Raw genomic sequence first — 24,632 nt, 5'->3', positions numbered from 1 at the left:
TGTACTGATGGCCCCCAGGCCATCGCGATAAACATAACTGTTGGGCTTTGTACCTCCTGGCAAACTGAGCTGTCAAGGCAAACCAGGAGTAATCACTGCGAGGAGTGATGAGATTCAGACTACTTCGAGTAACAGGCGGCAGTTTTTGCATAAAAAAACCCGGAGACAGGCTCCGGGTTTTAATGACAGCGAGTGCGTTAACTTATTCCATCCATTCGGTATGGAATACGCCTTCTTTATCGGTACGCTTGTAGGTATGCGCACCGAAGTAGTCACGCTGGGCCTGAATCAGGTTTGCAGGAAGAACTGCCGCACGGTAACTGTCGTAGTAGGCTACTGCCGCAGAGAAGGTCGGAACCGGGATACCGTTCTGGACAGCGTAGGCAACCACGTCACGCAGCGCCTGCTGATATTCGTCCGCAATCTTCTTGAAGTACGGTGCCAGTAGCAGGTTAGCGATTCCGGCGTTTTCAGCATAGGCATCGGTGATTTTCTGCAGGAACTGCGCACGAATGATACAGCCCGCGCGGAAGATCTTCGCGATTTCACCGTAGTTCAGATCCCAGTTGTTCTCGTCTGACGCCGCACGCAGCTGAGAGAAGCCCTGCGCGTAAGAAACGATTTTACCCAGGTACAGTGCACGACGCACTTTTTCAATGAACTCGGCTTTATCACCTGCTGGTTTAGCCTGTGGGCCAGACAGTACTTTAGATGCCGCGACGCGCTGCTCTTTCAGTGAAGAGATGTAACGCGCAAAGACAGATTCGGTGATCAGAGACAGCGGTTCGCCCAGATCCAGAGAGCTCTGGCTGGTCCATTTACCGGTACCTTTGTTTGCTGCTTCATCCAGAATCACATCAACCAGGTATTTACCCTCTTCATCTTTCTTCGTGAAGATATCTTTGGTGATGTCGATCAGGTAGCTGTTCAGCTCGCCTTTATTCCATTCAGTGAAGGTTTCAGCAAGCTCTTCGTTAGAAAGGTTCAGGCCACCTTTCAGCAAGGAGTAGGCTTCAGCAATCAGCTGCATATCGCCGTATTCAATACCGTTGTGCACCATTTTCACATAGTGACCCGCACCGTCCGGACCGATATAAGTCACGCACGGCTCACCATCTTCTGCAACAGCAGCGATTTTGGTCAGAATAGGCGCAACCAGTTCGTATGCTTCTTTCTGGCCGCCAGGCATGATGGATGGGCCTTTCAGCGCGCCCTCTTCGCCACCGGATACACCGGTACCGATGAAGTTGAAACCTTCAGCGGACAGTTCACGGTTACGACGAATGGTGTCCTGGAAGAAGGTATTACCGCCATCAATGATGATGTCACCTTTTTCGAGGTAAGGCTTCAGGGAGTCGATAGCTGCATCGGTACCTGCGCCTGCTTTCACCATTAACAGGATACGACGAGGCGTTTCCAGAGACTCAACAAACTCTTTAACCGTATAGAAAGGAACCAGTTTCTTGCCTGGGTTCTCGGCAATCACTTCTTCGGTCTTATCACGGGAGCGGTTGAAAACGGAGACGGTATAACCACGGCTTTCGATGTTGAGCGCCAGGTTGCGCCCCATCACTGCCATACCGACGACGCCGATCTGTTGCTTGGACATTACATACTCCTGTCAGGTAACATTATTATTGAGCAAGCACAATCTTTAAATTCTATCTTATATTTCTGAGAAGAGAAAGCGTTTGCAATATCATTTTTACAATAATGACACAAAATGCATATTAAGAAATAGATGTTCTGATCTTTGGGGTTTAGTTGAAAATAAATTACAAATAATCAATGACATATTCCAGCACAATAGAGTTCCTAACAATTGATTGCATTTCGGCTCATTATAGCACTCACTTTAATTGGTTAACACCCTACACATCAAAACCAACAAAGATATCAAATAAATTGTAAGTCATGCAATTATATTCAACCAGGCACCAATTAAAGGAAACATGTCATTATGTCATTACAAAGCAAAATAAAGACATATCATTGCAATTAAAATCTCGAAAATAAGAAGTCAGATTTTTTTCTTTGTTAACAACCCAATACTTACAGCTAATAAAATCATACTTGTAAGTTCCACCGAAGCTATTGTAAAAATTGCACCAATTGTACCATACTGATGAACCAGTATATACATTAGTGGAATAGCTATAAACATACAGATTAATGCGATATATAGACCAAAACGATACAATCCCTGAGATTGGATGATTGATGTTAATGCACCATTCATACATTTGATTCCGGCAATTAATAGAAACCCGAGTATCATTATGTTGTTATTTTCATTATCAAGTATTATGTACCGACCAAAGAAAGATAGAACCGCATAGTAACATACTGTACTTAACGTTATATATCCAACTATCATGTAGATAAAGGGATATACTTTAGTGATATTTCCGTAACTTCTTAAATCCATGCGACTAAACTTCGCATAAGCCACAGTAGAAAACAATGATGAAACCATTACTAATGGATCTACGAGACGAAAAATCTGTCCATACGCAGCTAAACCTTCAGGGACTATATTTTTTATATATATATTATCCAATCTACTGTAAATAATCACCACCATGGCGTTAAGGCCTATACTCACAGTATGCCGATACAAGACAAATACATCTTTCAGGGTAATTTTCCCTTCAGCTCGGATGCTTTTCCAACCCACTTTTCTAAATAGATGAATTGTAACTGCCGATACAAAAAAACCTTCTGCAAGCAAATAATCCCATGCAGTAAAAGGGATTTTTAAAATAAATTGAACACCGTAACTTAAAAAAGTTAGAACCAGTGCTAACGCTATAGAAGGAGATAAAGCCTTATTTAAATTTTGTGATTGGAAGTAGCTATTAGATAGGTTAAAGAGAAGCGCAAAAAACAATGACAAAGAGATAGGAATATATATATCCCTATCGTATCCAAATGCATAAGAGATTACAAAAAACAATATTGAGACAAATATTCCGATGGATACTTTTTGAAAGAATACCTTTTTTAATAATTTAATAGGATTTTCTACATCCGAGTATTTCTTGATTACAAAAATATCCACACCAAAATCAGATACAACTCTTAATATCTCGAGCGTACCTATTAAAAATATAAATGAGCCTCCTGTATCAACACCAAGCTCTCTAGTGATCAACACAATAGCGAGTGTTTTTGCCCCAAAATAACTTATCTTATTAAAGAGCGCAAAGATACCATCACTAAGAATATCTTTTAACATTTTCAATTTCTACTTTTTAGTTGAATCAACAGGTTTGCAATTAATATTATTGGTAATGATTTTAAAACATAAGCAAATGGCAAAACTAATTCTCCACGTACAGAGTAGAAGAAACCAGTCATCATAACCAGAGCAAAAAAGTTAAAAATAACATAATTACTATTCAAACCTTTTTGGATTATCGAAATCATAATCAATAGATAGGCAAGATAAACAAACAAACTGAAATGTAAACTAATAATACTTGCTTCAAGAAGCCCAGAAGATGACAAAGCTATTCCGTTAGTAATATTCCCAAACACTATTGTTGAATATTCATGATAAATTTGAGCATCACTTATGAAGCCAAAACCACTAAGAGGAAGCACTTGAGATATTATTGTAATCGGATTGAGTAATGCCCAACCTTTTTCATCGGGCAAAGAGTATACATTTTGTAAACCTGCGAGCGTAGACGACAGAGAGTCAAGTACAATCCCTAGATAACTAATAAAATTGACTTCATATCCTTCACGGATGTATGAAATTACTGAAAACCCGACAAACCCAATTAATAAATATTGGATTTTGGATATTCTGGCGAATATCGCTGTTATTTTTCTCCTGTTTGAATACAATGAGAGAATTATAATACAGATAAAAGCAAAAAAGAATTTATTTCTTATTCCGATTACAAGATCTGATGCAAGCAAAATAAATGCAAACACCTTATATTTCTTCGATGACTTATAATAAAAGACCGCTAAAGCCATTATATATGAAAAACCACTGATAGCACGTATAAGAAAAGGCGTGCTTGCAAGTAATTCTTCACTTTCTGTATAAATGGCTAAATGACCTAAGCCTGAAGATAATATAAACTTTAAATAAAAAACAACTTTAATTAACTGACAGGCACCTACAATGAGAAATATCGTTTTAAATAAACCATTTATGGCTTTTGTTTGTTGCCTGTGAACACTTTTAATAGGTGTGAGATAGAGTATTATATTTATTAACATACCCCATATACAAGTCAATTCAAAACCATTGGAAGCTTGTTTAAAAAAATACAGATAAAAAGAAGGAATACCTATAATCAAAGAGAATACAAAAGCAAACAACAATTGCAAAGAGATATACTTCACTCTATGCATATAGAAATAGAGCATTTCACCAAATAAAATAATAGCGCAAAAAGTCGCAAAAATGTCCTCTACAGTTTCATAAAATGTGGCACTTGCAGATACTGTCAAAAAAATCAACATTAAAGAAAAAGTAAGCAGGAAATATATAAACGCTGAGCGCACACTTATTTTAAAGTGATTGTTTATTAAACTATTCTCATTCATAGAAATTGTATACTTCCCAACATGCACGATTATTAAAGCATCAGATATTATAAATGATAATATATAACTATTATATCAAGGGAGGGCACAACTACATGTGCCCGTCATAAAGAACACAAGCTATGCTCGAATTTTATTCAGTAGCTCTTCTGTTTTGAGCTCCATTAAAGCAGTATTACCTCGTGACTCCACATTCAAGCGGATAACAGGCTCTGTGTTTGAGCTTCGGAGATTAAAACGCCAGTCAGAAAATTCTATACTGATTCCATCAGTATAGTCTATTTTCAAGGCATCACTTTTATAACACTGAAGTATTTCAGAAATCACTTTTTCTTGATCTTGCACGATACTGTTAATCTCTCCACTGGCCGGGAAAGATTTGATTCGATCATGGACAAGTTCTGCCAATGTTTTATTTTTAATACACACCAACTCGGCTACAAGTAGCCAAGGAATCATTCCACTATCACAGTAAGCAAAGTCACGAAAATAATGATGGGCACTCATTTCACCACCATAAACTGCATCTTCCAAACGCATGCGTTCTTTTATAAAAGCATGTCCGGTTTTGGACATAACCGGAGTACCCTTTGCTTGCAGAACCACATCTATAGTATTCCATGAAAGGCGGGGATCATGTATGATGCGCGCGCCAGGTTGCTTTTCGAGGAAAGATTCTGCAAGCAACCCGACAATGTAATAACCCTCAATAAAATTACCTTCATTATCGAACAGGAAACATCTGTCAAAATCACCATCGAATGCAATTCCCATATCTGCCTTGTGATGAATAACGGCTTCGCTTGTATCGGCACGGCATTCCTGAAGAAGAGGGTTTGGAATACCATTCGGGAAATTCCCATCAGGCTTATTGTGAATTTTCACAAATTCAACTGGAATTTGCATTTCCTTGAAACGTTTTTCGATCTCATCAATAACCGGGCCTGCAGCTCCGTTGCCTGAGTTAATAACAAGTTTCAATGGCTTAATATTTTCAGGCTTGATATAGCTGAGGATATGATCAATATATTCTTTTTTGGTATCTATTTTTTTATAACTTCCGCGCTTCGTGGGATCTACTGGCGAAAAATGATTATCTTCAGCTAGACGTTGTATCTCTCGCAGCCCTGTATCACCACTGATAGGTCGGGCTCCTTCGCGGACTAACTTCATTCCATTGTAATCCATGGGATTATGACTTGCTGTTACTTCAATTCCACCGTCAACACCGAGATGGAATGTAGAGAAATAGATTTCTTCGGTCCCTGTCATTCCAATATCAAGGACGTCAACTCCAGCGTCCTGCAACCCTTCGGCCAGGGACATTTTTAGAGATTCACTTGTAAGGCGGACATCGCCTCCTAATACGACCGTGTTAGGTTTCAAATATTCACCGTAGGCTCGACCGATTCGCTTTGCAATATTATTATTAAGTTCATCACCTAATCGGCCACGTATGTCATATGCCTTGAAACAAGTCAATTTACCCATTTTTTCCTCATCTATCGTTGGTAAATTATTACCATAAACTTTCATAAAACTTATTTGCTGTGAAAATTCCTAAACTCGTCCATAGCGATCTGAAAGACGAATAATGTCATCTTCTTCCAAATAGGAACCAGAACGCACTTCGATCAGCTCAAGCATGATTTTTCCGGGGTTTTCAAGAGAGTGTACAATCCCAAGTGGGATATAAACGGATTCATTTTCAGTCAGAAGCTTTTCTTCACCGTTTATTGTTACTTTCGCTGTCCCAGATACAATAACCCAGTGCTCAGAACGGTGATGATGCATTTGTTCTGATAGCCCCTCACCTGGTTTTACGCTAATACGCTTAACCTGATAGCGTTCTCCAGTATCAATTGAGTCATATTTACCCCAGGGACGAAAAACTTCGCGGTGTTTATGGTGTTCTAAACGCCCCTCAGCCTTTATTTTCTCAACTATCTTTTTAACATCTTGAACCGCATGTCTATCAGCAATCAGTACTGCATCCTTAGTCTGTACAATGATAAGGTCTTTCACGCCCACAGTGGCAACAAGACTGGATTCTGAATGTATGTAACTATTTTTAGTTCGAAAACTCACTACATCACCACGATGGACATTCCCATCGATATCATGTGGGCTAATATCCCACAATGATGACCATGAACCAACGTCGCTCCACCCGGCATCCATTGGAACCACAACGGCGTCTCCCGTTTTCTCCATCACAGCATAGTCAATCGACTCATCCGGACAAGCTAAGAATGACTTCTCATCAACACGGGTAAAATCAAGGTCGGGATTGATAGCGTTCATTGCGTTTTCGCATGCCTCAAGAATATCTGGCCTGAACTTTTTCAATTCTGCCAGATAGCTATCAACCTGGAAAAGAAACATACCGCTATTCCAATAATATTCCCCGCTGTCCACATAGGATTTAGCTGTATCAAGATCGGGTTTTTCTACAAACTTTGAGACCTTATAGGCTTCATTACACCCTTTCTGGCTAATACTGTCGCCTCGCATAATATAACCATATCCAGTCTCGGCTCTATCTGGAACAATCCCAAAAGTTACAAGTTTGCCTTGTTTTGCGCAAGGAATTGCTTGTCTGATTGCCTCTCGGAAAACTTCTTCTTTCTCGAAAATATGATCGGCCGCAAGCACCAGTAATAATGGATTACTTTCAGTATTATTTTTTTTCGCTGCTAGCGCAGCAAGTGCGACTGCAGGTGCTGTATTTCGCCCTACAGGTTCAAGAATAATATTTTTAGTTAATTTATTTAATTGTAGTAATTGTTCTGCGACGATAAAACGGTGTTTTTCATTACAAATAACAATAGGATTACTACAGTCAAGCCCATCCAGGCGTTTGATGGTTGATTGCAACATCGTGTAATCCCCATTTACCGGTATGAACTGTTTTGGGTAAAGTTCACGGGATAGTGGCCATAAACGACTACCTGTGCCGCCAGCCATTATAATAGGTATCAATTTGCTAGTAGCCATTTTCCAATCTCTTCCTCTAAAATAACATGATACTTAATCTTATAGCCTGTGGTATCACTTTTCACATATGCCAAATGATATTTCTCACAAAAAGAATCATCATCATACAAATAAACACTTTCGTCTCTATGTTCTCTAAATGCAGAAATATTTGATGCTAAAACACTTTTCCCACATATTCTGCCTTCAATAACTGGTCTTCCGAATCCTTCATGTGTCGAATGAGCCCAAACCATTGAAGCGTTCTGTAACTGCGATAATAATTCGTCATCTGTTAGAATTGGCAGAACATGGACATTTTCAATCTCTAACTTCCTAGTTATATTTAATGCCCATTCTCTGTAAGAACCTAATCCTATAATCTTAAGCTTGTGTGAAGTAGCATATTTGCATGTTTTCCATAAATGCATTGCATGGTCAAATTCTTTATTAGAACCATTTCCTGAAATTAGCACTACATAGGATTCTTCATTCGAGGATTTTTCATTGCATTTTTGTGCGCTATTTTGTATTAATTTAGCTTCTAGTTGATAAAAGGAATTTGGGAAAAGATAAACGTTACAACCTTTTAACCATTTAACATTCATTCCAATTCTTTTTGTTGTTGCTGAGACAAAAGCAACATCTCTCCTCAAAAAAGCATGAAATCGTTGAGTCAGTACAATATATAACGCAGAAATACTCAGTCTTGTCTTAATTCTTTTATTTGGGATAAAATCATGAATTATTAATAGAGACTTTTTCGAAAAAGACGATATTAGAGAACATGAGTTATAAGGATATATGACTTTATCATATCGCCCCAAAATAGTTATAATTGGAACAATAAATTGCTCACAAAAAACAAAGAGTAAGTCTATAATTGCCCGAGGTAATTTATGTGCGAATTTTGGACAACTCCACTCATTAACTATGCATTCTTTCTTTTCTAATGCTGTAATTAAGTTTGATGAATAGATTGGAATACCTCTATACAATATTCCCTTATAAAAATTGAACAACAATACTTTTTTCATTTCATTCCTGTCACACAGTTTATAAGATTCCAGTTATAATCTTTCTTCAATACTTCTATCGCACAGAGAGAATTTTTATTAATCCCCTCTTCTGTAGGCTCAAAAAGTTCAATGGCACGGATAAATTCAGATTTGCTATTAGCAACCATTGCATATTCACTGAGTTTTGGCATTGAATCAAGAACTATATTTGTAGTTATTACTGGAAGGCCCAATGCAAATGCTTCTAATACTTTATTCTGAAGCCCGGAACCGTCGAAAATAGGGAATACAGCTATATCCATATTCGCCAGTAAATTTTTTAAATCATCAACATACCCATGAATGATAATTTCATTTGGTTTATTCAAAGCCATAACTTGTTTACATGGTTGAGCACCGACAATATGGAGTTTATATTTCCCTTTAGGTAGATCATTAAATAAGTTAGCTATAAAGATTGCAGCTTTAACATTGGGATAATAGCTCATATTGCCCCAAAAGGCTAAATTTATTATACCGTCGCTACTTTTAAAATTTCTGTGTATTACAGGAATGCTCACACCATTGGGTATAATTTTAAAATCGTTTTTACCTATATAATTAGCATCTCTTTCTGAGATTATAAACCCTGCATCGATTGCTTCGTATATTTTGTTCTCAACAACAGATAGTTTTTTACTTTCGAAATCACATATTTTCTTCATAAAAAAATTTTCTGTTGCTGCTCTATTTTGCATATTTAATGAAAGAGCATCAACAAAATCACAATAAATTAATGCTTTGATACAATGTTCTTGCCTTAAAGAAATAGTTTTGAATATAAGATATTCTAATCTAACTAATTGAAAAATTATAATATCATAATCATTTGCAATCAAAAGATCCCTTAATTTTCCCCAAGACTTCCTATCATTATACATCGCACATTGCAACGCAGTTTTGCCGCGATTTATAATTATATTTTTTATTTTATCAAGCTTAGATAAACCACCAGAATCACTTAAATTTATAAAGCTATTGACACCACCACTTGAACTGTTTGCTCTTTCAACAGAAAAAACATCAACTAAATTGTCTTTCGAAAGCTCTTTTATTTGATTATAGGCACGTAGAGCATCTCCAGTAATAATTGGCCAGGGATAGCGTGCGGTTACAAATAAAATTCTCTTCATCATCCAACCTATCTGTTTCTTATATTATGTAAGGTACATAAATGCTAAATATGCCAGACAATATCAAATAGATAAATTTTTATCTATTAATCAATTTTAGCAAATATGCACCATAGTTAGTTTTGCCTAAAACCTTCGCTCTTACATTTAGATCCTCATCGCTTAACCAGCCATTTCTCCAGGCGATTTCCTCCAGGCACGCAATCATCATACCCTGACGCTTTTGAACCGTCTCAACAAAGCTTCCAGCCTCGATCAAACTGTCATGAGTCCCTGTATCAAGCCAAGCAAACCCTCGACCTAACAATTCAACAGTCAACATTTTATTTTCTAGATAAACTTGATTCACAGTTGTAATTTCAAGCTCACCTCGCGATGAAGGCTCTATATTTTTAGCTATATCAATAACTTTATTATCATAGAAATAGAGACCTGTTACTGCCCAATTTGATCTAGGTATTTCAGGTTTTTCTTCAATACTCAACGCCGCAAAATTTTTATCAAATTCGACGACACCAAAACTCTCAGGATTCATAACCTGATAACCAAATACTGTAGCGCCCTTATTTCTGCTTGCGGCAGTTTTTAGTTTTGGTGTAAAGCCTTGACCAAAGAAAATATTATCCCCAAGGACCAAACAAACAGTATCATTTCCAATAAATTTGTCACCAATGATAAATGCCTGAGCTAAACCATCAGGGCTGGGTTGGATTGCATATTTTATATTTATGCCAAACTGATTACCATCACCGAGCAGACGTATAAATCCTGGCTGATCTTCTGGTGTAGTAATAATTAAAATATCATTTACTCCAGCCAACATTAATACTGAAAGCGGATAATAGATCATTGGTTTATCATAAACAGGCAGTAATTGTTTCGATACGCCCATCGTTATTGGATATAATCGTGTGCCTGAGCCTCCAGCTAAAATAATCCCCTTCATTACTTGTCACCCCCGTAATTCTGCTTTATCCAGGAGTGGTAATTTTTGTTTTTAACATTTTCTAGCCACTGTTTATTGGCGAGAAACCACTCAACCGTTTTACGAATCCCACTTTCGAAAGTCTCCAGTGGTTTCCATCCCAGTTCCTTGCTAATCTTTTTAGCATCAATTGCATAACGACGGTCATGACCAGGTCGGTCTTTTATGAATGTTATTTGTCTTCGATAAGAAACTTTTTTTGGGACAATTTCATCTAACAGATCACAAATGGTATGCACAACATCAAGGTTTCTCTGTTCATTATGGCCACCTATATTATAGGTCTCACCGATTTTACCTTGCGTCACAACTGTATATAAAGCGCGGGCGTGATCCTCAACATACAGCCAGTCACGAATTTGATCTCCTTTGCCATACACCGGAAGCGGTTTACCTTCCAGTGCATTGAGAATTACCAACGGGATTAATTTTTCCGGGAAATGATATGGGCCGTAGTTGTTTGAACAGTTGGTTACGATGGTAGGTAAGTCGTAGGTTCGCAGCCATGCGCGGACCAGATGATCACTGGAAGCTTTTGAAGCAGAATACGGACTGCTCGGAGCATATGCGGTTTTTTCAGTAAACAGCGGTAGTTCTGTGTTCTTTTCTACTTCATCCGGGTGTGGAAGATCACCATACACTTCATCTGTAGAAATATGATGGAAACGAAATGCCTTTTTTTTCTCTGCGTTCAGCTCGGACCAGTATTTGCGGCTGGCTTCTAATAGCACATAAGTACCGATAATATTAGTCTCGATAAAGGCTGCAGGACCATTTATTGAACGATCGACATGACTCTCAGCCGCCAGATGCATCACAGCATCAGGTTGGTGATAAGACATAATACGTTCTATTGCAGCGTTATCGCAAATATCAGCATGTTCAAAATAATAACGATTGCTCTGAGCTACGCTGGCAACCGTTTCAAGGTTACCGGCGTAGGTCAGTTTATCGACATTTATAACGCTGTCCTGCGTATGATTTATAATATGTCGCACAACTGCAGACCCAATAAAGCCAGCCCCACCTGTGACCAGTATTTTCACGTTTATTTCGCTCTAAAAGTATTCTGAAACAAAAGATGAAGGTCCTAATCCCCTGTTTTCTCACGACCAGTAAACAGTGAGGAAAAAGACGACGATACGCTCATTTAACTCACTTTTTTATTCCAAAGTAAATCGCAAATACCATCAGTTGGATTGAATGCGGCAGGAGCCTGCAAGAGTATCTCGCGCACGCTTTCATAGTCGAACTCGCAGCAGGCTTTGTCGAGATCGTGAAGAATCATGTTCATCTCACTCCACGGCAACATCACTTCGTTAGCAGTCCTGATGCGCGGGTGCTGTGTCGCAGATACGTTGTCGCCGATAAGCAACTCTTCATACAGTTTCTCACCTGGACGCAGACCCGTCGTTTTTATAGCAATATCACCATAGGGGTTTTTATCATCACGAACAGTGAGGCCTTGCAACGTAATCATGCGCTGTGCAAGATCGATTATCTTGACGGGTTCTCCCATGTCCAGAACAAAAACATCACCGCCCGTTCCCATTGCGCCTGCCTGAATCACCAATTGCGCCGCTTCAGGGATAGTCATAAAGTAGCGCGTGATGTTCTCATGTGTCAGCGTCACAGGACCGCCTGCTGCTATCTGTTTTTCAAACAACGGTACGACAGAGCCTGACGAACCTAACACGTTGCCAAAGCGAACCATACTGAAGCAGGTTTTATCGGTTTCTTTCGCCAGCGCCTGCAGCACGAGTTCGGCCATGCGTTTAGTTGCCCCCATCGTATTTGTAGGGCGAACTGCTTTATCGGTCGATATTAAAACAAAGCTTTCTACGCCGCTGCTCGCTGCGGCCTGAGCGCAGCTCAGCGTACCGAAAATGTTATTCCGTACGCCATCAAGAACGTTGAATTCAACCAGTGGGACATGCTTGTACGCGGCAGCGTGATAAATTGTATTAACGTTGAATGCTTTTATTAATCTTTCGAGATGTTCTTTATCCTGTACATTACCAAGGATTGGGTAAATTTTAACCTTAAAATCCTGACTAAGACTGAGACTACGAAGTTCTGAATCGATCGAATACAGTGAGAACTCAGACAATTCGAAGAGAATAAGCTGGCTCGGCTTATTTTTAATTATCTGTCGGCATAGTTCAGACCCAATAGATCCCCCAGCTCCAGTAACCATAACCGTTTTGCCGTTGATATTACGGGATATTAATTCCGGAATGGGTGAAACAGGATCGCGACCCAGCAGATCTGTGATAACCACTTTGCGTAATGAATCAATTCGAGCCTTGCCTTCTACCAGGTCGACCATTCCGGGAATGGAGAGCACCTCGCATGGTAAGCCTTCCAGCGTTTTAATGACTTCGTTCTTTCTGGCTCGGCTGGCGCTTGGCATGGCAAGCAAAATTTTCTTCGCTTCGTATTTCTCAACCAACCATGGCAGTTTTTCCGGCGCGAAGACGCTGACGCCGTGAATAACCTGGCCTTGCAGAGCACGGTTGTCATCGACAAAAGCAACAGGATAGTATTCATCCATCTGGCTCAATGCCGGCAGTAGCTGACGACCCGATGCACCAGCACCGTAAATCACTACCCGCGTTCCTAGATTTAAACCGCGATTCACCAACATTCTCATACCAAGCCGCGATCCGGCAATAAGCAGTAAACCGAATGAGAAATAAATGAATGGAATCGTTCTCGGTAAATAGAGATTAGTATAAAACGCTGCGATAATAAGCAAAATGGATGATATAACCATCCCTACTGTAACTACTAGTAATATTTTTGCAGTAATATAGCGAATGACGGCGCGATAAAGCCCTAGCTTAACAAATATCGCCAGGGTGACGATAATTATTGAAAATATAAATAACCAATGCTCCGTACTAAATATTGGAGTCATAGAATCAATGCGTACCCAAAATGCAAACCAAAATGCACTTAATAGAAGTATAACATCTATCGAGAGTGTAATAATACGTTTTATCGGTCTGGATAAAGATATTAAATAATTTAGCATACTTAAAACTGGTCGCCTCGTTAAAACTTGCATTCAGTTTATAAAATAGTACCAGCAGAACATACTGAGTAATCGTCTACCTTTGTATTATACCCACCCACTGTACCCGCCTGCAGAAACGCTGACCTACCTATGATAGCGCTTCCAGCGAGATGAACACCAACCCCTAAGTGGGCAAAATCGCCTAGAATAGAATCATGATCGACCGTCGAATGACTATTTACAATCGTACCCACACCTAATTTCGCGTTGGCACCAACCACTGCTCCCGCCAATACGACAGAGCCATCAGCAATCGTCGCCGATGGACTGACAAAAGCAAGGGGATGAATGAGCGTTACGGGGTCAATGCCTAAGCTGATAAGCTGCTGATAGAGTTGTTCTCTAACATTATTATTACCTATGCCAATAGCTATGTGACTCGCATCGTTGACATGTAACTTTAGCTCGGAGATTTTCCCAATGATGTGTTTATTAGTTTCGATGATGGGTGATGCATTATCATCAAGGAAAACAATATCCTGATATCCCAGCAGTCTCGCCAATTCGTACAGGGTCCGTCCGTGGCCACCTGCACCTAGAATCATTAAATCATGCATTGACGTTGCTCTCTTTATCCTTAACGCCTGCACCGCATTTGAGGGCAACAGCCAAAAGCGGAAGCCAGGCGATAATCAACCCAACGACACCATCAATTTTGGCTGAGGCAATAAGGAAAGCGATAGGAAAGAGCCACAGCAGGTTGACAACGATCGCCATCATTGTCACCGGAACGTGACTTCCATATTTCCTGGCAAGGATTTGGTAGCCGTGACTGGCATGTGCTTCATAAACCTTTTTACCCGCCACAAGCCTTCTCATCAAAGTTGTCGTGGCATCGACGATAAATATGCCCAGCAAACATAATTCCGCAATAAAGAAATGCGTATTAGCTTTGGCAATATGGAGAATCATCAGTCCAATGGATATTCCGAGGAAACCACTCCCGGCGTCGCCCATGAAGATTTTTGCTTTCGGGAAGTTCCAGACAATGAATCCAGCCGCGGCCCCGATAAGAGCAAGCGTTAGCGGAAAAATACTTCCAGGCGCATCCGTGTACTGGTTTACAACAATTAACATCGCACTACATGCGGCAAACGTGATTGCCTCAGCGCTGGCTAAGCCATTAATCCCATCCATGAAATTATACAGGTTCAGCATCCAGACCAGATAAACACATCCAAGAATCATACCAATCCAGGATAATGAAAGATCGTAACCCAACAGCGTAATAACAGGGAATGATCCCAGGAAATAGATGCCAATTGCAGCGGCCATGAAATGCATTAGCAGACGCCATCGAGCCGCAATATGACCATGATCGTCAAGGAAACCAATGATGGCAACAATGATACCAGGAATAAATAAACCCAGGAAGCTCTCCAACGTAAGCGTGCGGTTAATATAAAATACTGCTAAAGCAACCAGTAGCGTCAGAACGATCGCTACCCCTCCCCCCCGTGGGGTCGGCACAGAATGCGAACTTCGCTGGTTTGGACGGTCAATAACATTATGTTTTATGGCATAACCCCGCAATCCCCAGGTCAGTACGCATGAGACTAAAAAAGCGAATAGCGCAATCCCAAAATTCATCATTCTTTATTACCTTCGATATAGTACTTCGCCGTCTTTCTCATCGTTTCATAAAGCGTTATCGGGGGCGTCCAATTTAAATGCTCCCGAGATTTGGTGGCATCAACTTCCAGATCGCCAAATAACTGATCGTAAATTCCGCCTTTACCCACCGCTGAAAGCAATATTTTCAGGATGAACGTTGGGAAATAGATAAGTCTCGCTTCAATGTTCATACCTGCAGAAAAGGTATTAATCATATCTGCAGTCGAGGGGCGTTCTGCATCTGCAAGGAGATAGAGTTGATTTTTTGATTTTTTATTAATCACACATTCACAGATAAAACTAACGACATTATCTAGTGACACCAACGCCCGCTTGTTTTTTACGTTTTTAAATGGCAACGGCAGTTTCTTCGACACCAGTTTCAAAAGACGCTGTATGTTACCAGGAGCATTTTCGCCACATATTAATGCAGGACGGACAATCGTGATCGCCATGTCGCTTCCGTCGAAGTTTTTAAGCAGGCTTTGCTCAGCTTCGAGCTTAGAAATGGCATAATCAGATGTTGGCCGGGGCTTTGACGCTTCAGAAAAAGGAACTCCCGAGGTGGCATTACCGTTGACACCGATTGAACTGACGAAAATAAAATGCTTAACACCACAGGTCGCCGCATCTGAGGCTAACTTCATGGTCGCATCGTGATTAACGCGACGAAATTCCGCTAAAGCATCCTGTGCATCATCATTAAGGATATGTGCTCTTCCCGCAGTATGAATGACTGTGTCGCATCCCTGAACAAGATTTACCCAATTGGTATCGGCGGAAATATCCCCCAGGTTATAAATACCCTTTTCAGGGTTCTCCTGCTTGCGCGTTGTTAATATCACCTCGTGTCCTGATGATTTCAACGTTTGGACTAAAGCAGTACCAAGAAACCCGGTTCCGCCCGTCACCAATACTTTCATTGCCATCCCCTACTTACCCAATCTGATGTTTTTCCCCGCGCAGCCAACTGAAACGCGAGAAACTGTATAGGTCACGACTGTTCGTTCAATATTCAATTCAGAATACAGACACGCTACCGCCCCTGGCTTAACAGCTACCAGTGCACTGAGCGATGTTTGATTAAATGATTTTCCTTGTCTGGATACAGACAAAAACTGGCGTCAATTGTCGTCCTAAACGACCTCAGAAACAAGCACAAATCGTTACAAAGCGGTCCAGAGTTAATGCAGATAACTCTATGTAATCATTTAGTTTATAACAAAAAAACGGCAGTCATCATTTTGGTTAGAAATCAACACACCAAAATAATGACTGCCGTTTGTTCAGATCGAGACTAAAATATCAGTCGTTCGCCAGCAATTTCTCAATCCTGTTTCTGAACTTCGCCCCTTCCTTCAGGTTGCGCAGCCCATAGTTTACGAACGCCTGCATATAGCCCATTTTCTTACCGCAGTCATAGCTCTCGCCGGTCATGAGCATCGCGTCAACAGACTGCTTCTTCGCCAGCTCGGCAATCGCATCGGTGAGCTGGATACGATCCCAGGCGCCTGGCTCGGTTTTTTCCAGTTCCGCCCAGATATCGGCATTCAGAACATAACGCCCCACTGCCATCAGGTCCGAATCCAGCGTCTGCGGCTGATCCGGTTTTTCGATGAACTCAACGATGCGGCTCACCTGCCCTTCCGTTTCCAGCGCTTCTTTGGTCTGAATTACGGAGTACTCGGAGAGATCGCCTTTCATGCGCTTCGCCAGCACCTGGCTACGGCCCGTTTCGTTGAAACGTGCCACCATTGCCGCCAGGTTGTATCGCAGCGGATCGGCAGACGCGTTATCAATAATGATATCCGGCAGCACAACGATGAACGGGTTATCCCCCACCACCGGACGGGCACAAAGAATAGAGTGTCCCAGACCCAGCGGCTCCGCCTGACGCACGTTCATGATGGTCACGCCCGGCGGACAAATAGACTGCACTTCCGCCAGCAGCTGACGCTTAACGCGCTGCTCAAGCAACGCTTCGAGTTCGTAAGAGGTGTCGAAGTGGTTTTCAACCGCATTCTTGGATGAGTGCGTAACTAGGACGATTTCTTTGATCCCTGCAGCAACAATCTCGTCGACAATGTACTGAATCATTGGCTTATCGACGATCGGCAGCATCTCTTTAGGAATGGCTTTTGTGGCGGGCAGCATATGCATGCCCAGGCCTGCTACCGGAATGACTGCTTTCAAATTAATCATTATTTCTTCCACCTTAAAATGGTTGACGAATTATAGCTCTTAAACCTGTTTTCGCCAGCATGATTTGCCGTAATCCTGAAGCAATGTTACGCCTTAGCATCACATATTTCTGTAGTTGTAATCTGATTCGATCGCGCTTATGTGCCAGGAATCGTCTTAAAACAGATTATTGTCGATTATCTGTGCGGCAGCGCAAAGTTCAGTCTTTCCACATTCACCACCTGCTGGTCGACCCGGTCAATATCCACCGAGCTTTGCCCCTTCTCGTTCACAGCTTTGATGTTCGCCAGCGAAAGCAGCGTTTCGTCTTTCGCCATAAATTTACCTCGTACATCTTTGCGCAGATCGAAGTTGATCTTCAGGGCAGGACCCACGGCGGCTTCCTGCATCACATTGATATTACGTAAGAAAAGATGCTGCGGCTTGTTGTGCAGTTCCAGCGTTGCGCGCTGCATTTCCACATTGGTAATCGCCACAAACGACGTCGCATTACCGGATGAAATCTGTATTCCGCGCAATTTATAGGCGAGCTGGCGGTTATCGAGATGAATATTATTGAGCTTGAAGTTCTGCGGGATGGACAAATAATCGCCTTTTATGACCCCATAGCCGATTAACATTCCCGCGCTGTTGACCATGTCGACATTATCAATAATGAAATTATCACAGCCATAAATCGCCACCGTGGCGTTGTCTATTCCCGCCTTTTTACTGAAGTCTGGGGTGATATTTTTGGCTTTAATATTGCGGATAACAAAGTGTTTCCCGTTTTCCACGTGCACCAGCTGGCGACAGTTGCTGCCGGTGATGTTGGCCACCACGAAGTTCTTAACGGTTTGCTTTTCCGGGTAGTCGTTGTCGTAGGTGCTCCCGGCAAGGCCAATGCCGATGCCCCAGTTGATCTTGCCGTTAGTGCAGTTGATGTTGTCGATGACATGGTCGGAGATCAGGATATTGCGATCGTTGATGGCAACGTTCCATTCGATCGCATCGCCCTGCAGATGGCTAAATTTGCTGTTGGTGATGCGGGCGCCGTCCACCTGGTTGTGGAAACCCTGGCGCAGGATGGCGTAGTTGGCCTGACTCACGCTGATGTTATCAATCACCAGATTGCGCATCACGCTCGGTTTCTTACCGCCGATGTAGATTTGCGTCACAGGACCAAAACCGCTCATGGCCAGCCCTTTGATGACGCAGTCGGAGCCACGTACATCGAGAGTGATATTCTCTGTCCGTCCCTCGCCTTCCCCTATCACTTTGCTGCCTTCCTGCAGAACAAAGCGGCCGCGGCCATTGCCGGTTAACGCCCCGCGGATCAGCAGCGTTTTACCGTCGGGAATGAAAATACCCGTGTTGATGTTTTCACAGGTCAGCCCGGCAGGGACAATGACCGTGTCCCCGTCATTAAACGCCTGCTTAAAGGCCGCGATCCAGTCGTTGTTATTGTACTGATTAACAGAGACCGTTCTTCCGCTCGCCGCCCGCGCAATGCGGGACGACAGCAGCGGCGTAGCTGCCAGAACGGACAGAGACGAGACAAAGGTGCGTCGGGTAATCTTTTTCAGCATACATCCTCGGCGTTACAACGTTTGCAGCAGGCTGACTAACTGACGGTTAATCACCTGCTGGTTAAAATCGGCTTCAACTTTTTGTCGGGCATTATGGAGCACGGGCTCCAGCGCCTGCTGGTCGATATCGCTGAAGGCAGCTAAGCGATCGGCGAGCGCCATGGCATTATTCTCCGGCACCAGCCAGCCGGAATGGTCAGACTTAATCAGCTCCGGGATCCCGCTGTGAATGGTCGAGACCACCGGTATCCCGACGGCCATCGCCTCCATCAGCGCCACCGGAATGCCCTCCATATCGCCATCGGCTCCCGTTACGGAAGGCAGCAGGAACACATCTGCCTCATCGAGCATCGCCTTGACCTCGTGGCTCGGCTTGAAGCCCGGCATCTCTACGACATCTTCCAGCTGATACTGTTCGATCAGCGTGCGCAGACGACGCTCCCACGGCCCAATCCCGAGAATGCGGTAGTGGAAATCCACCCCGCGCGCTTTCAGCTGGCGGCAGGCTTCAATCGCCACATGCAGGCCTTTCTTCTCGGTCAGACGCGCGACGGAGATGATCTGCAGCGGCTTGCCCGGCACCTTCACCGGACGGCGGGTAAAGCGCGTTAAATCCACGCCCATGCGCGACACGGCAATTTTCTCTCCCGGGCAGCCCATGCTTTTCAGGCGTCCGGCCCACAGTTCGCTGATGGGCAGCATCATGTCGCCGCGGCGGAAAAGCTGCTGGTACTCCGGCGTATAATGGTTCAGCACTTCGCGGCTGGAGATGTCGATACCGTGGAAAATGGTCGCAATTTTACCGTCAATCACGCCCAGTTCGCGTAACTTCGCGGCGGTCACGCCTGCCGGGCCAAAGTGGGCGATAAACACGTCAGCACGATACGGCTGCGCCGTTTGCCCGCAGATGGCCGAGAGAATTAAATTGCGTGATTCCGACCCATAGCGGGAAACATTCAACGCCCGCCACGTCGACGCGCGATGGATCCCACGTAAGGTCTGGCTGGCGCGGTGGCGCAGCTTGCTCAGCTTCCCGGACGGCTCGTCCTGCAGCCAGCGGGTTTTTGCCTCCAGCCCATACTGGGTATACGCCGCATGGGTGTTTTGGGTATCGCCCTTTTGCAGGGCGATAATCTCCACGTCATATCCCATATCAATAAACGCGGTGATTTGATTCAGAACAAAGGTCTCAGACGACAGCGGAAATTTCAGTAAGAAGAAACCAACCTTCATTTCCCCTCCCGTACGCGATCGAGTACCGATTTCACCATCCCAATGCCCTTCTCGCGCTCGGCTTTCACCGCCACCGCCAGACGTTCATTGATCGCAGGCAACTGGCCGAGCGTGTCGCCCACCATCGCACCCAGCGACCCATCCAGCAGATGACGAATATCAACGGCCATTTCCGGCATACCGAGCTGCTGCATAATGCCCGCGGACTTGTGCTCGTAGTTAATAGCGATGGCTGGCGTGCCAAAGTTCATGGAGATAATGGCCGAGTGCAGGCGCGTACCCACCGTCAGGTCGCAGGCGGAGAGCAGCTTGCCCATTTCCAGGTCGTTCAGCTCGTCCATCACCACGTGATAGCGGGACGGATCGTTCACCAGGTTGCGCAGGTTCAACGCCACCATGCGGTCATCTTTGTTGTAGCTGTCGATGCCGGTACAGGTGGACAGCGCCAGCACCTGATAACCGCTGTCCAGCACGCGGTTCACCACGTCGGCGAACGCTTGCTCATACGCCGCCTGCGTCGTGCCTAAACGTTTATCGAATGGCGCCAGCTCGCGCAGGGTGATCGCGACGGTTTTCTGTTTCGCCGTAACGCCGAGCCAGTACTGCACCGCGTAGCTCGGCTGGAAGCTGTCGTCCTGGTGATCCACCAGCCAGGCGGTATCCACGCCGTGCTCAACTTTCGACGTGTCAATCTCGCTGCGCTTCATCATGTCAAGGCTGACCGACTCGCGCAGGATCAGCGCGTCGCAATGACCAAACACATAGTTCGCCAGCTGGTTAAACTGCGGATCCTGGAAAGGCCCGACGCTGTGGCCAATCATAAACAGCGGCTTTTTCGCCATGAACGTACAAAGCGCATGCTCAAACTGCGGCACGCCGTAGAGATCGACGAAGAACGAACCGCCGACCTGAATAATGGCGTCATAGCCGGACAGCAGACGAACAAAGTCGGTAAAGCCCTGCGCGATGGCGATGTTGCGCAGCTTGCCGGTATCGGTCACGCGGGAAAGCAGCACCTGATGCTGGTAGCGACGACGCAGCACTTTTTTCACGCGGCCCATCACGCCCGCGGCGTTGTTATGCTGTTTCATCTGGCTGTAGAGCGGATCGCCCATTACCGGGCGGTTCAGTAACCAGGATGAGCTGACAGGATAACGGCTCATCACGTCCACTTCGGTCTCAGGCTTAAGGGTGTTAATTGCATCCAGTAAACCGCGCAGGATGGCGCTGTCGCCACGGTTGCCGCAGGTATGGTTGCCAAGAATTAATAATTTCATAATGGCCTCTTAAATAACTAGCCTGCGCGAAGCAGCGTTTTCATTTTTTCGTTACGGCAAAACTGGCGCTTCATCTCAACGACCAGCGCATTGCGCGACAGCACGATCATCACGCCAAATGCCAGCGCCCCCGCGGCAACCTGCACCGCCAGCAGCGCGGCCAGCGGCAGATGCCCGCTGAGGATAATGCCCAGGCCGTAGCTCACCGCCAGGGTCGGCAATGAGAGATAGAACGGCAGCCACAGGCTCAGGATGTACTGACGGTAGCTTGAGCCCAGCACCGGTTTAATCATGATGAAGTAGCTCAGAACGGTATTGACGATCTGCACCAGCAGGAAGCCCAGCGTGACGCCAATAGCGCCCGCCATGTGCCCGCCGACGATAATTGCCGGAATAAACAGGAAGGTTTTGAACACGTTGAACTTAAAGCTGATGTCCACGCGCGCTTTTGCCATCAGCAGGGACCCAATCGGGTTCCCCACGGAGCGCAACAGCCCTACCACGCACAGCAGCTGCAGGATCGGGATGATGCCGTTCCATTTCTCACCAAACACCAGCGGTACGAAGTTGCTGGACACCACCATCAGCCCCAGCAGCACCGGGAAGTTGATGATCCCCACTACCGAAAGCAGCTTGTAAAAGTTAATGCGCAGCTTTTCGGTGTCGTCCTGAATCTTGGCAAACGCCGGGAACAGCACGCGGGTGATTATTGGGTTCAGCTTCATCGGCGGCACCACCGCGACGTTGTAGGCCAGGTTGTAGCCCCCCGCCACGCTCGCGCCGAGAATACGTGCCAGCACCAGCGTCGAAAGGTTGGTGTTCACGTAGTTGATAATGCTGTCCGCCGTCAGCCACGCGCCAAAGCGCAGGTTGGACGAGACGGACGCAAGAGAGAAATGCAGTCCCGGGCGGTAAATTTTACGCCCAAAGTAGCCGAACAGCAGCGTGCGCACGGCAGAGTTCACCAGGTAACCGAGGATGGCGGTCATCGCCAGCGGCCAGAAATGGGCGCTCACGACGGTAAAGGTAAAGCCCGCCAGCACGGCGCTGGTCTCGATCATGCCGATCTTATTGAACTCCAGCTCTTTCTGCATCAGCGCGCGGAACTGTTGCCCGTGGGGGATCACCACGAATGCAAACGACAGCGTACGCATCAGCGGGGCGAGATCCGGGTTGTGCAGCACGCTGGCGATGGTATCGCTCAGCAGGAACACCAGCACAAACACGAAAATCCCCAGCCCCACGTTCAGCCAGTAGAGCGTGGTCAGCTCAAGATGGCTGATCTCTTTGCGCTGGATAATCGAGTTGGCGATACCAAAGTCAGACAGCGTATCGGCCAGCGCAATAATCACCAGCGAGACAGTCAACAGGCCGAACTGGTGATTATCGATAATGCGCGCCAGCACCGTCATCTGCACCAGGCCGAGGCCAATGATGACGATGGTCGCCATCGCTGACCACTTGGCGCCGCTGATGGTTTTTTCACGTAAGCTCATCTTAGTACGCCGCTTTGTTCACGAAACCTTTGAAAATGGTTAGAAAAACAATCTTGATATCGAACCAGAGGCTCCACTCGCGGATGTACTCCAGATCGAACTCGATGCGTTTTTCCATTTTTTCCAGCGTGTCGGTTTCGCCGCGCCAGCCGTTGATTTGCGCCCAGCCGGTGATGCCCGGCTTCACCTTATGTCGCAGCATGTAGCCTTCAATCAGCGAGCGGTACTGCTCGTTGTGCGCCACCGCGTGCGGACGCGGGCCAACAATCGACATCCCGCCGGTAAAGACGTTGATAAACTGCGGCAGCTCGTCCAGCGAGGTGCGGCGCAGGAAGTTCCCCACGCGGGTGACGCGCGGATCGTTCTGCGTGGCCTGGGTCACGACCTTGTCGTTCTCCATCACCTTCATGGAGCGGAATTTCCACACCATAATCGGCTTACCGTCCATGCCGTAGCGGGTCTGACGGAAGATAACCGGTCCTGGCGAGCTCAGCTTCACCGCGAGGGCAATGCAGCACAGCACCGGGGAGATGAGCAGCAAAATCAGCGAAGAGAGCACGATATCTTCCAGACGCTTCAGCACGCGGTTAATACCGGACAGCGGCGTGTCGTACAGCGGTACGACCGGCACCCCGTTCACCTCTTCAATACGGGAGTGAAGAATGTTGAAGGTAAACACGTCCGGGATCAGGATCACTGAACAGGTGGTATCCGCCAGCTCGCGCATCAGCTGCTTAATGCGGGATTCGTCTTTCATCTGCATGGCGATGTAGACGTTGTGAATTTTGCCGGCTTTGGCATCGTCAATCAGCTGATCGTAGTTGCCCGCCCAGTCGGCAGGCACGCCGCCAGGCTTTGCGTCGTGATAAATCCCGACCACTTCAAAGCCTAACCATGGCTCTTTGCGGAAGCTGTCGAGCAGCACTTTCCCAACCGGCAGATCGCCTGCCACCGCCACGAAGCGACGGTTATAGCCCCGGTTGCGCAGCCAACCCGCGCCAAAGCGGATCAGGGAACGGCACACCACCATGCCGACGCTGGTCAACAGATACCAGCTCAGATAGGTCACGAGGCGATTATCAAAATCATGGCTAAATGCCACCAGGCCTGCGCTGAAGATCAGGCTCAGGGTCCAGTTCTGCAGCAGCAGCATCAGTTCAGTGGTCATTTTGACGCCGCGCCACGAGCGGTAGAAATCGGTCATACCGCCGATCATTTGAAACACGACCAGCGCAATCAGGGCCATCAGCAGATGCATATATAAGAACGGCAGCCCGCTGATCCGACACACCGCCCACAATCCACCGACCATGATGGTGATATCAGAAAAACGCTGCACCATAGAGATTAACGATGCATTCGTTCTCGCTCGTTCGCGTTTTTTTAGATTCGTCATCGTTGTTCCTGTATTCGGTTCCCCCTCCCACCGGGAGGGGCAGTTA

At 45.1% G+C, this 24,632-nt stretch carries 19 protein-coding genes; all 19 read right to left on the bottom strand.

Annotated features, from left to right (window positions below; all coding sequences use genetic code 11):
• Positions 1-202: 202 nt before the first annotated feature.
• Entirely contained in the window at positions 203-1,609 is a 1,407-nt protein-coding gene (gene gndA, locus AA74_RS0121090; RefSeq protein ID WP_025913289.1) for an NADP-dependent phosphogluconate dehydrogenase, read from the bottom strand.
• Between the two features lie 411 nt (positions 1,610-2,020).
• Positions 2,021-3,238, bottom strand: coding sequence for a transporter (locus AA74_RS0121085; RefSeq protein ID WP_025913287.1), 1,218 nt, complete (start codon positions 3,236-3,238; stop codon positions 2,021-2,023).
• 2 nt (positions 3,239-3,240) lie between these two features.
• Positions 3,241-4,569 (bottom strand): polymerase, encoded by a 1,329-nt coding sequence (locus AA74_RS01000000122405; protein ID WP_071998377.1) that lies wholly within the window; start codon positions 4,567-4,569, stop codon positions 3,241-3,243.
• A gap of 120 nt (positions 4,570-4,689) precedes the next feature.
• On the bottom strand, positions 4,690-6,060 hold the full coding sequence (cpsG, locus tag AA74_RS0121075; protein ID WP_025913285.1) for a phosphomannomutase CpsG: 1,371 nt from the start codon (positions 6,058-6,060) through the stop codon (positions 4,690-4,692).
• 69 nt (positions 6,061-6,129) lie between these two features.
• The gene (gene cpsB / locus AA74_RS0121070; RefSeq protein ID WP_025913283.1) at positions 6,130-7,566 is read right to left on the bottom strand and encodes a mannose-1-phosphate guanyltransferase; all 1,437 of its coding nucleotides are present in this window, start codon (positions 7,564-7,566) and stop codon (positions 6,130-6,132) included.
• The gene (locus AA74_RS1000000123175; RefSeq protein ID WP_071998376.1) at positions 7,548-8,582 is read right to left on the bottom strand and encodes a glycosyltransferase; all 1,035 of its coding nucleotides are present in this window, start codon (positions 8,580-8,582) and stop codon (positions 7,548-7,550) included. Before AA74_RS1000000123175 ends, cpsB begins: the two co-directional genes overlap by 19 nt.
• Positions 8,579-9,739 carry a glycosyltransferase family 4 protein gene (locus AA74_RS0121065; protein WP_025913282.1) on the bottom strand — a complete coding sequence of 387 codons (1,161 nt, stop codon included), beginning with the start codon at positions 9,737-9,739 and terminating at the stop codon, positions 8,579-8,581. The genes AA74_RS1000000123175 and AA74_RS0121065 overlap by 4 nt, the downstream gene beginning before the upstream one ends.
• Before the next feature lie 76 nt (positions 9,740-9,815).
• Positions 9,816-10,682 (bottom strand): glucose-1-phosphate thymidylyltransferase RfbA, encoded by an 867-nt coding sequence (gene rfbA / locus AA74_RS0121060; protein ID WP_025913281.1) that lies wholly within the window; start codon positions 10,680-10,682, stop codon positions 9,816-9,818.
• Positions 10,682-11,767 (bottom strand): dTDP-glucose 4,6-dehydratase, encoded by a 1,086-nt coding sequence (gene rfbB / locus AA74_RS0121055; RefSeq protein ID WP_025913279.1) that lies wholly within the window; start codon positions 11,765-11,767, stop codon positions 10,682-10,684. The genes rfbA and rfbB overlap by 1 nt, the downstream gene beginning before the upstream one ends.
• Before the next feature lie 104 nt (positions 11,768-11,871).
• Positions 11,872-13,641 (bottom strand): polysaccharide biosynthesis protein, encoded by a 1,770-nt coding sequence (locus tag AA74_RS0121050; protein WP_371258291.1) that lies wholly within the window; start codon positions 13,639-13,641, stop codon positions 11,872-11,874.
• Positions 13,642-13,796: 155 nt separating this feature from the next.
• A complete protein-coding gene (locus AA74_RS0121045; protein ID WP_025913275.1) occupies positions 13,797-14,357 on the bottom strand; it encodes a sugar O-acyltransferase in 561 nt (186 codons plus the stop codon).
• Positions 14,350-15,393 carry a glycosyltransferase family 4 protein gene (locus AA74_RS0121040; protein WP_025913273.1) on the bottom strand — a complete coding sequence of 348 codons (1,044 nt, stop codon included), beginning with the start codon at positions 15,391-15,393 and terminating at the stop codon, positions 14,350-14,352. The genes AA74_RS0121045 and AA74_RS0121040 overlap by 8 nt, the downstream gene beginning before the upstream one ends.
• A complete protein-coding gene (locus tag AA74_RS0121035) occupies positions 15,390-16,337 on the bottom strand; it encodes an NAD-dependent epimerase/dehydratase family protein (RefSeq protein WP_025913272.1) in 948 nt (315 codons plus the stop codon). The genes AA74_RS0121040 and AA74_RS0121035 overlap by 4 nt, the downstream gene beginning before the upstream one ends.
• A gap of 382 nt (positions 16,338-16,719) precedes the next feature.
• Positions 16,720-17,616 carry a GalU regulator GalF gene (gene galF, locus AA74_RS0121030; protein WP_025913271.1) on the bottom strand — a complete coding sequence of 299 codons (897 nt, stop codon included), beginning with the start codon at positions 17,614-17,616 and terminating at the stop codon, positions 16,720-16,722.
• Positions 17,617-17,792: 176 nt separating this feature from the next.
• The gene (gene wcaM, locus AA74_RS0121025; RefSeq protein WP_025913270.1) at positions 17,793-19,184 is read right to left on the bottom strand and encodes a colanic acid biosynthesis protein WcaM; all 1,392 of its coding nucleotides are present in this window, start codon (positions 19,182-19,184) and stop codon (positions 17,793-17,795) included.
• Positions 19,185-19,196: 12 nt separating this feature from the next.
• Positions 19,197-20,417 (bottom strand): colanic acid biosynthesis glycosyltransferase WcaL, encoded by a 1,221-nt coding sequence (gene wcaL / locus AA74_RS0121020; RefSeq protein ID WP_025913268.1) that lies wholly within the window; start codon positions 20,415-20,417, stop codon positions 19,197-19,199.
• Entirely contained in the window at positions 20,414-21,694 is a 1,281-nt protein-coding gene (wcaK, locus tag AA74_RS0121015) for a colanic acid biosynthesis pyruvyl transferase WcaK (protein ID WP_025913266.1), read from the bottom strand. Before wcaK ends, wcaL begins: the two co-directional genes overlap by 4 nt.
• Positions 21,695-21,711: 17 nt before the next feature.
• The gene (gene wzxC / locus AA74_RS0121010) at positions 21,712-23,190 is read right to left on the bottom strand and encodes a colanic acid undecaprenyl disphosphate flippase WzxC (RefSeq protein WP_025913264.1); all 1,479 of its coding nucleotides are present in this window, start codon (positions 23,188-23,190) and stop codon (positions 21,712-21,714) included.
• A gap of 1 nt (position 23,191) precedes the next feature.
• Positions 23,192-24,586, bottom strand: a complete 1,395-nt coding sequence (wcaJ, locus tag AA74_RS0121005) for an undecaprenyl-phosphate glucose phosphotransferase (RefSeq protein ID WP_008499429.1) — start codon at positions 24,584-24,586, stop codon at positions 23,192-23,194.
• Positions 24,587-24,632 lie beyond the last annotated feature (46 nt).

This window comes from Enterobacter sp. 5-4 (genome assembly GCF_000612205.1).
Classification (GTDB): Bacteria; Pseudomonadota; Gammaproteobacteria; order Enterobacterales; family Enterobacteriaceae; genus Enterobacter; species Enterobacter roggenkampii.
Note: the sequence above shows the minus strand (reverse complement) of the source record. Positions and strands in the feature narration are given on the sequence as shown.

Coding starts and splice junctions, on each gene's coding strand:
- gndA (WP_025913289.1), bottom strand. CDS start 1,609: ATGTCCAAGCAACAGATCGGCGTCGTCGGTATGGCAGTGATGGGGCGC.
- AA74_RS0121085 (WP_025913287.1), bottom strand. CDS start 3,238: ATGTTAAAAGATATTCTTAGTGATGGTATCTTTGCGCTCTTTAATAAG.
- AA74_RS01000000122405 (WP_071998377.1), bottom strand. CDS start 4,569: ATGAATGAGAATAGTTTAATAAACAATCACTTTAAAATAAGTGTGCGC.
- cpsG (WP_025913285.1), bottom strand. CDS start 6,060: ATGGGTAAATTGACTTGTTTCAAGGCATATGACATACGTGGCCGATTA.
- cpsB (WP_025913283.1), bottom strand. CDS start 7,566: ATGGCTACTAGCAAATTGATACCTATTATAATGGCTGGCGGCACAGGT.
- AA74_RS1000000123175 (WP_071998376.1), bottom strand. CDS start 8,582: ATGAAAAAAGTATTGTTGTTCAATTTTTATAAGGGAATATTGTATAGA.
- AA74_RS0121065 (WP_025913282.1), bottom strand. CDS start 9,739: ATGATGAAGAGAATTTTATTTGTAACCGCACGCTATCCCTGGCCAATT.
- rfbA (WP_025913281.1), bottom strand. CDS start 10,682: ATGAAGGGGATTATTTTAGCTGGAGGCTCAGGCACACGATTATATCCA.
- AA74_RS0121050 (WP_371258291.1), bottom strand. CDS start 13,641: ATGACTCCAATATTTAGTACGGAGCATTGGTTATTTATATTTTCAATA.
- AA74_RS0121045 (WP_025913275.1), bottom strand. CDS start 14,357: ATGCATGATTTAATGATTCTAGGTGCAGGTGGCCACGGACGGACCCTG.
- AA74_RS0121040 (WP_025913273.1), bottom strand. CDS start 15,393: ATGATGAATTTTGGGATTGCGCTATTCGCTTTTTTAGTCTCATGCGTA.
- AA74_RS0121035 (WP_025913272.1), bottom strand. CDS start 16,337: ATGAAAGTATTGGTGACGGGCGGAACCGGGTTTCTTGGTACTGCTTTA.
- galF (WP_025913271.1), bottom strand. CDS start 17,616: ATGATTAATTTGAAAGCAGTCATTCCGGTAGCAGGCCTGGGCATGCAT.
- wcaM (WP_025913270.1), bottom strand. CDS start 19,184: ATGCTGAAAAAGATTACCCGACGCACCTTTGTCTCGTCTCTGTCCGTT.
- wcaL (WP_025913268.1), bottom strand. CDS start 20,417: ATGAAGGTTGGTTTCTTCTTACTGAAATTTCCGCTGTCGTCTGAGACC.
- wcaK (WP_025913266.1), bottom strand. CDS start 21,694: ATGAAATTATTAATTCTTGGCAACCATACCTGCGGCAACCGTGGCGAC.
- wzxC (WP_025913264.1), bottom strand. CDS start 23,190: ATGAGCTTACGTGAAAAAACCATCAGCGGCGCCAAGTGGTCAGCGATG.
- wcaJ (WP_008499429.1), bottom strand. CDS start 24,586: ATGACGAATCTAAAAAAACGCGAACGAGCGAGAACGAATGCATCGTTA.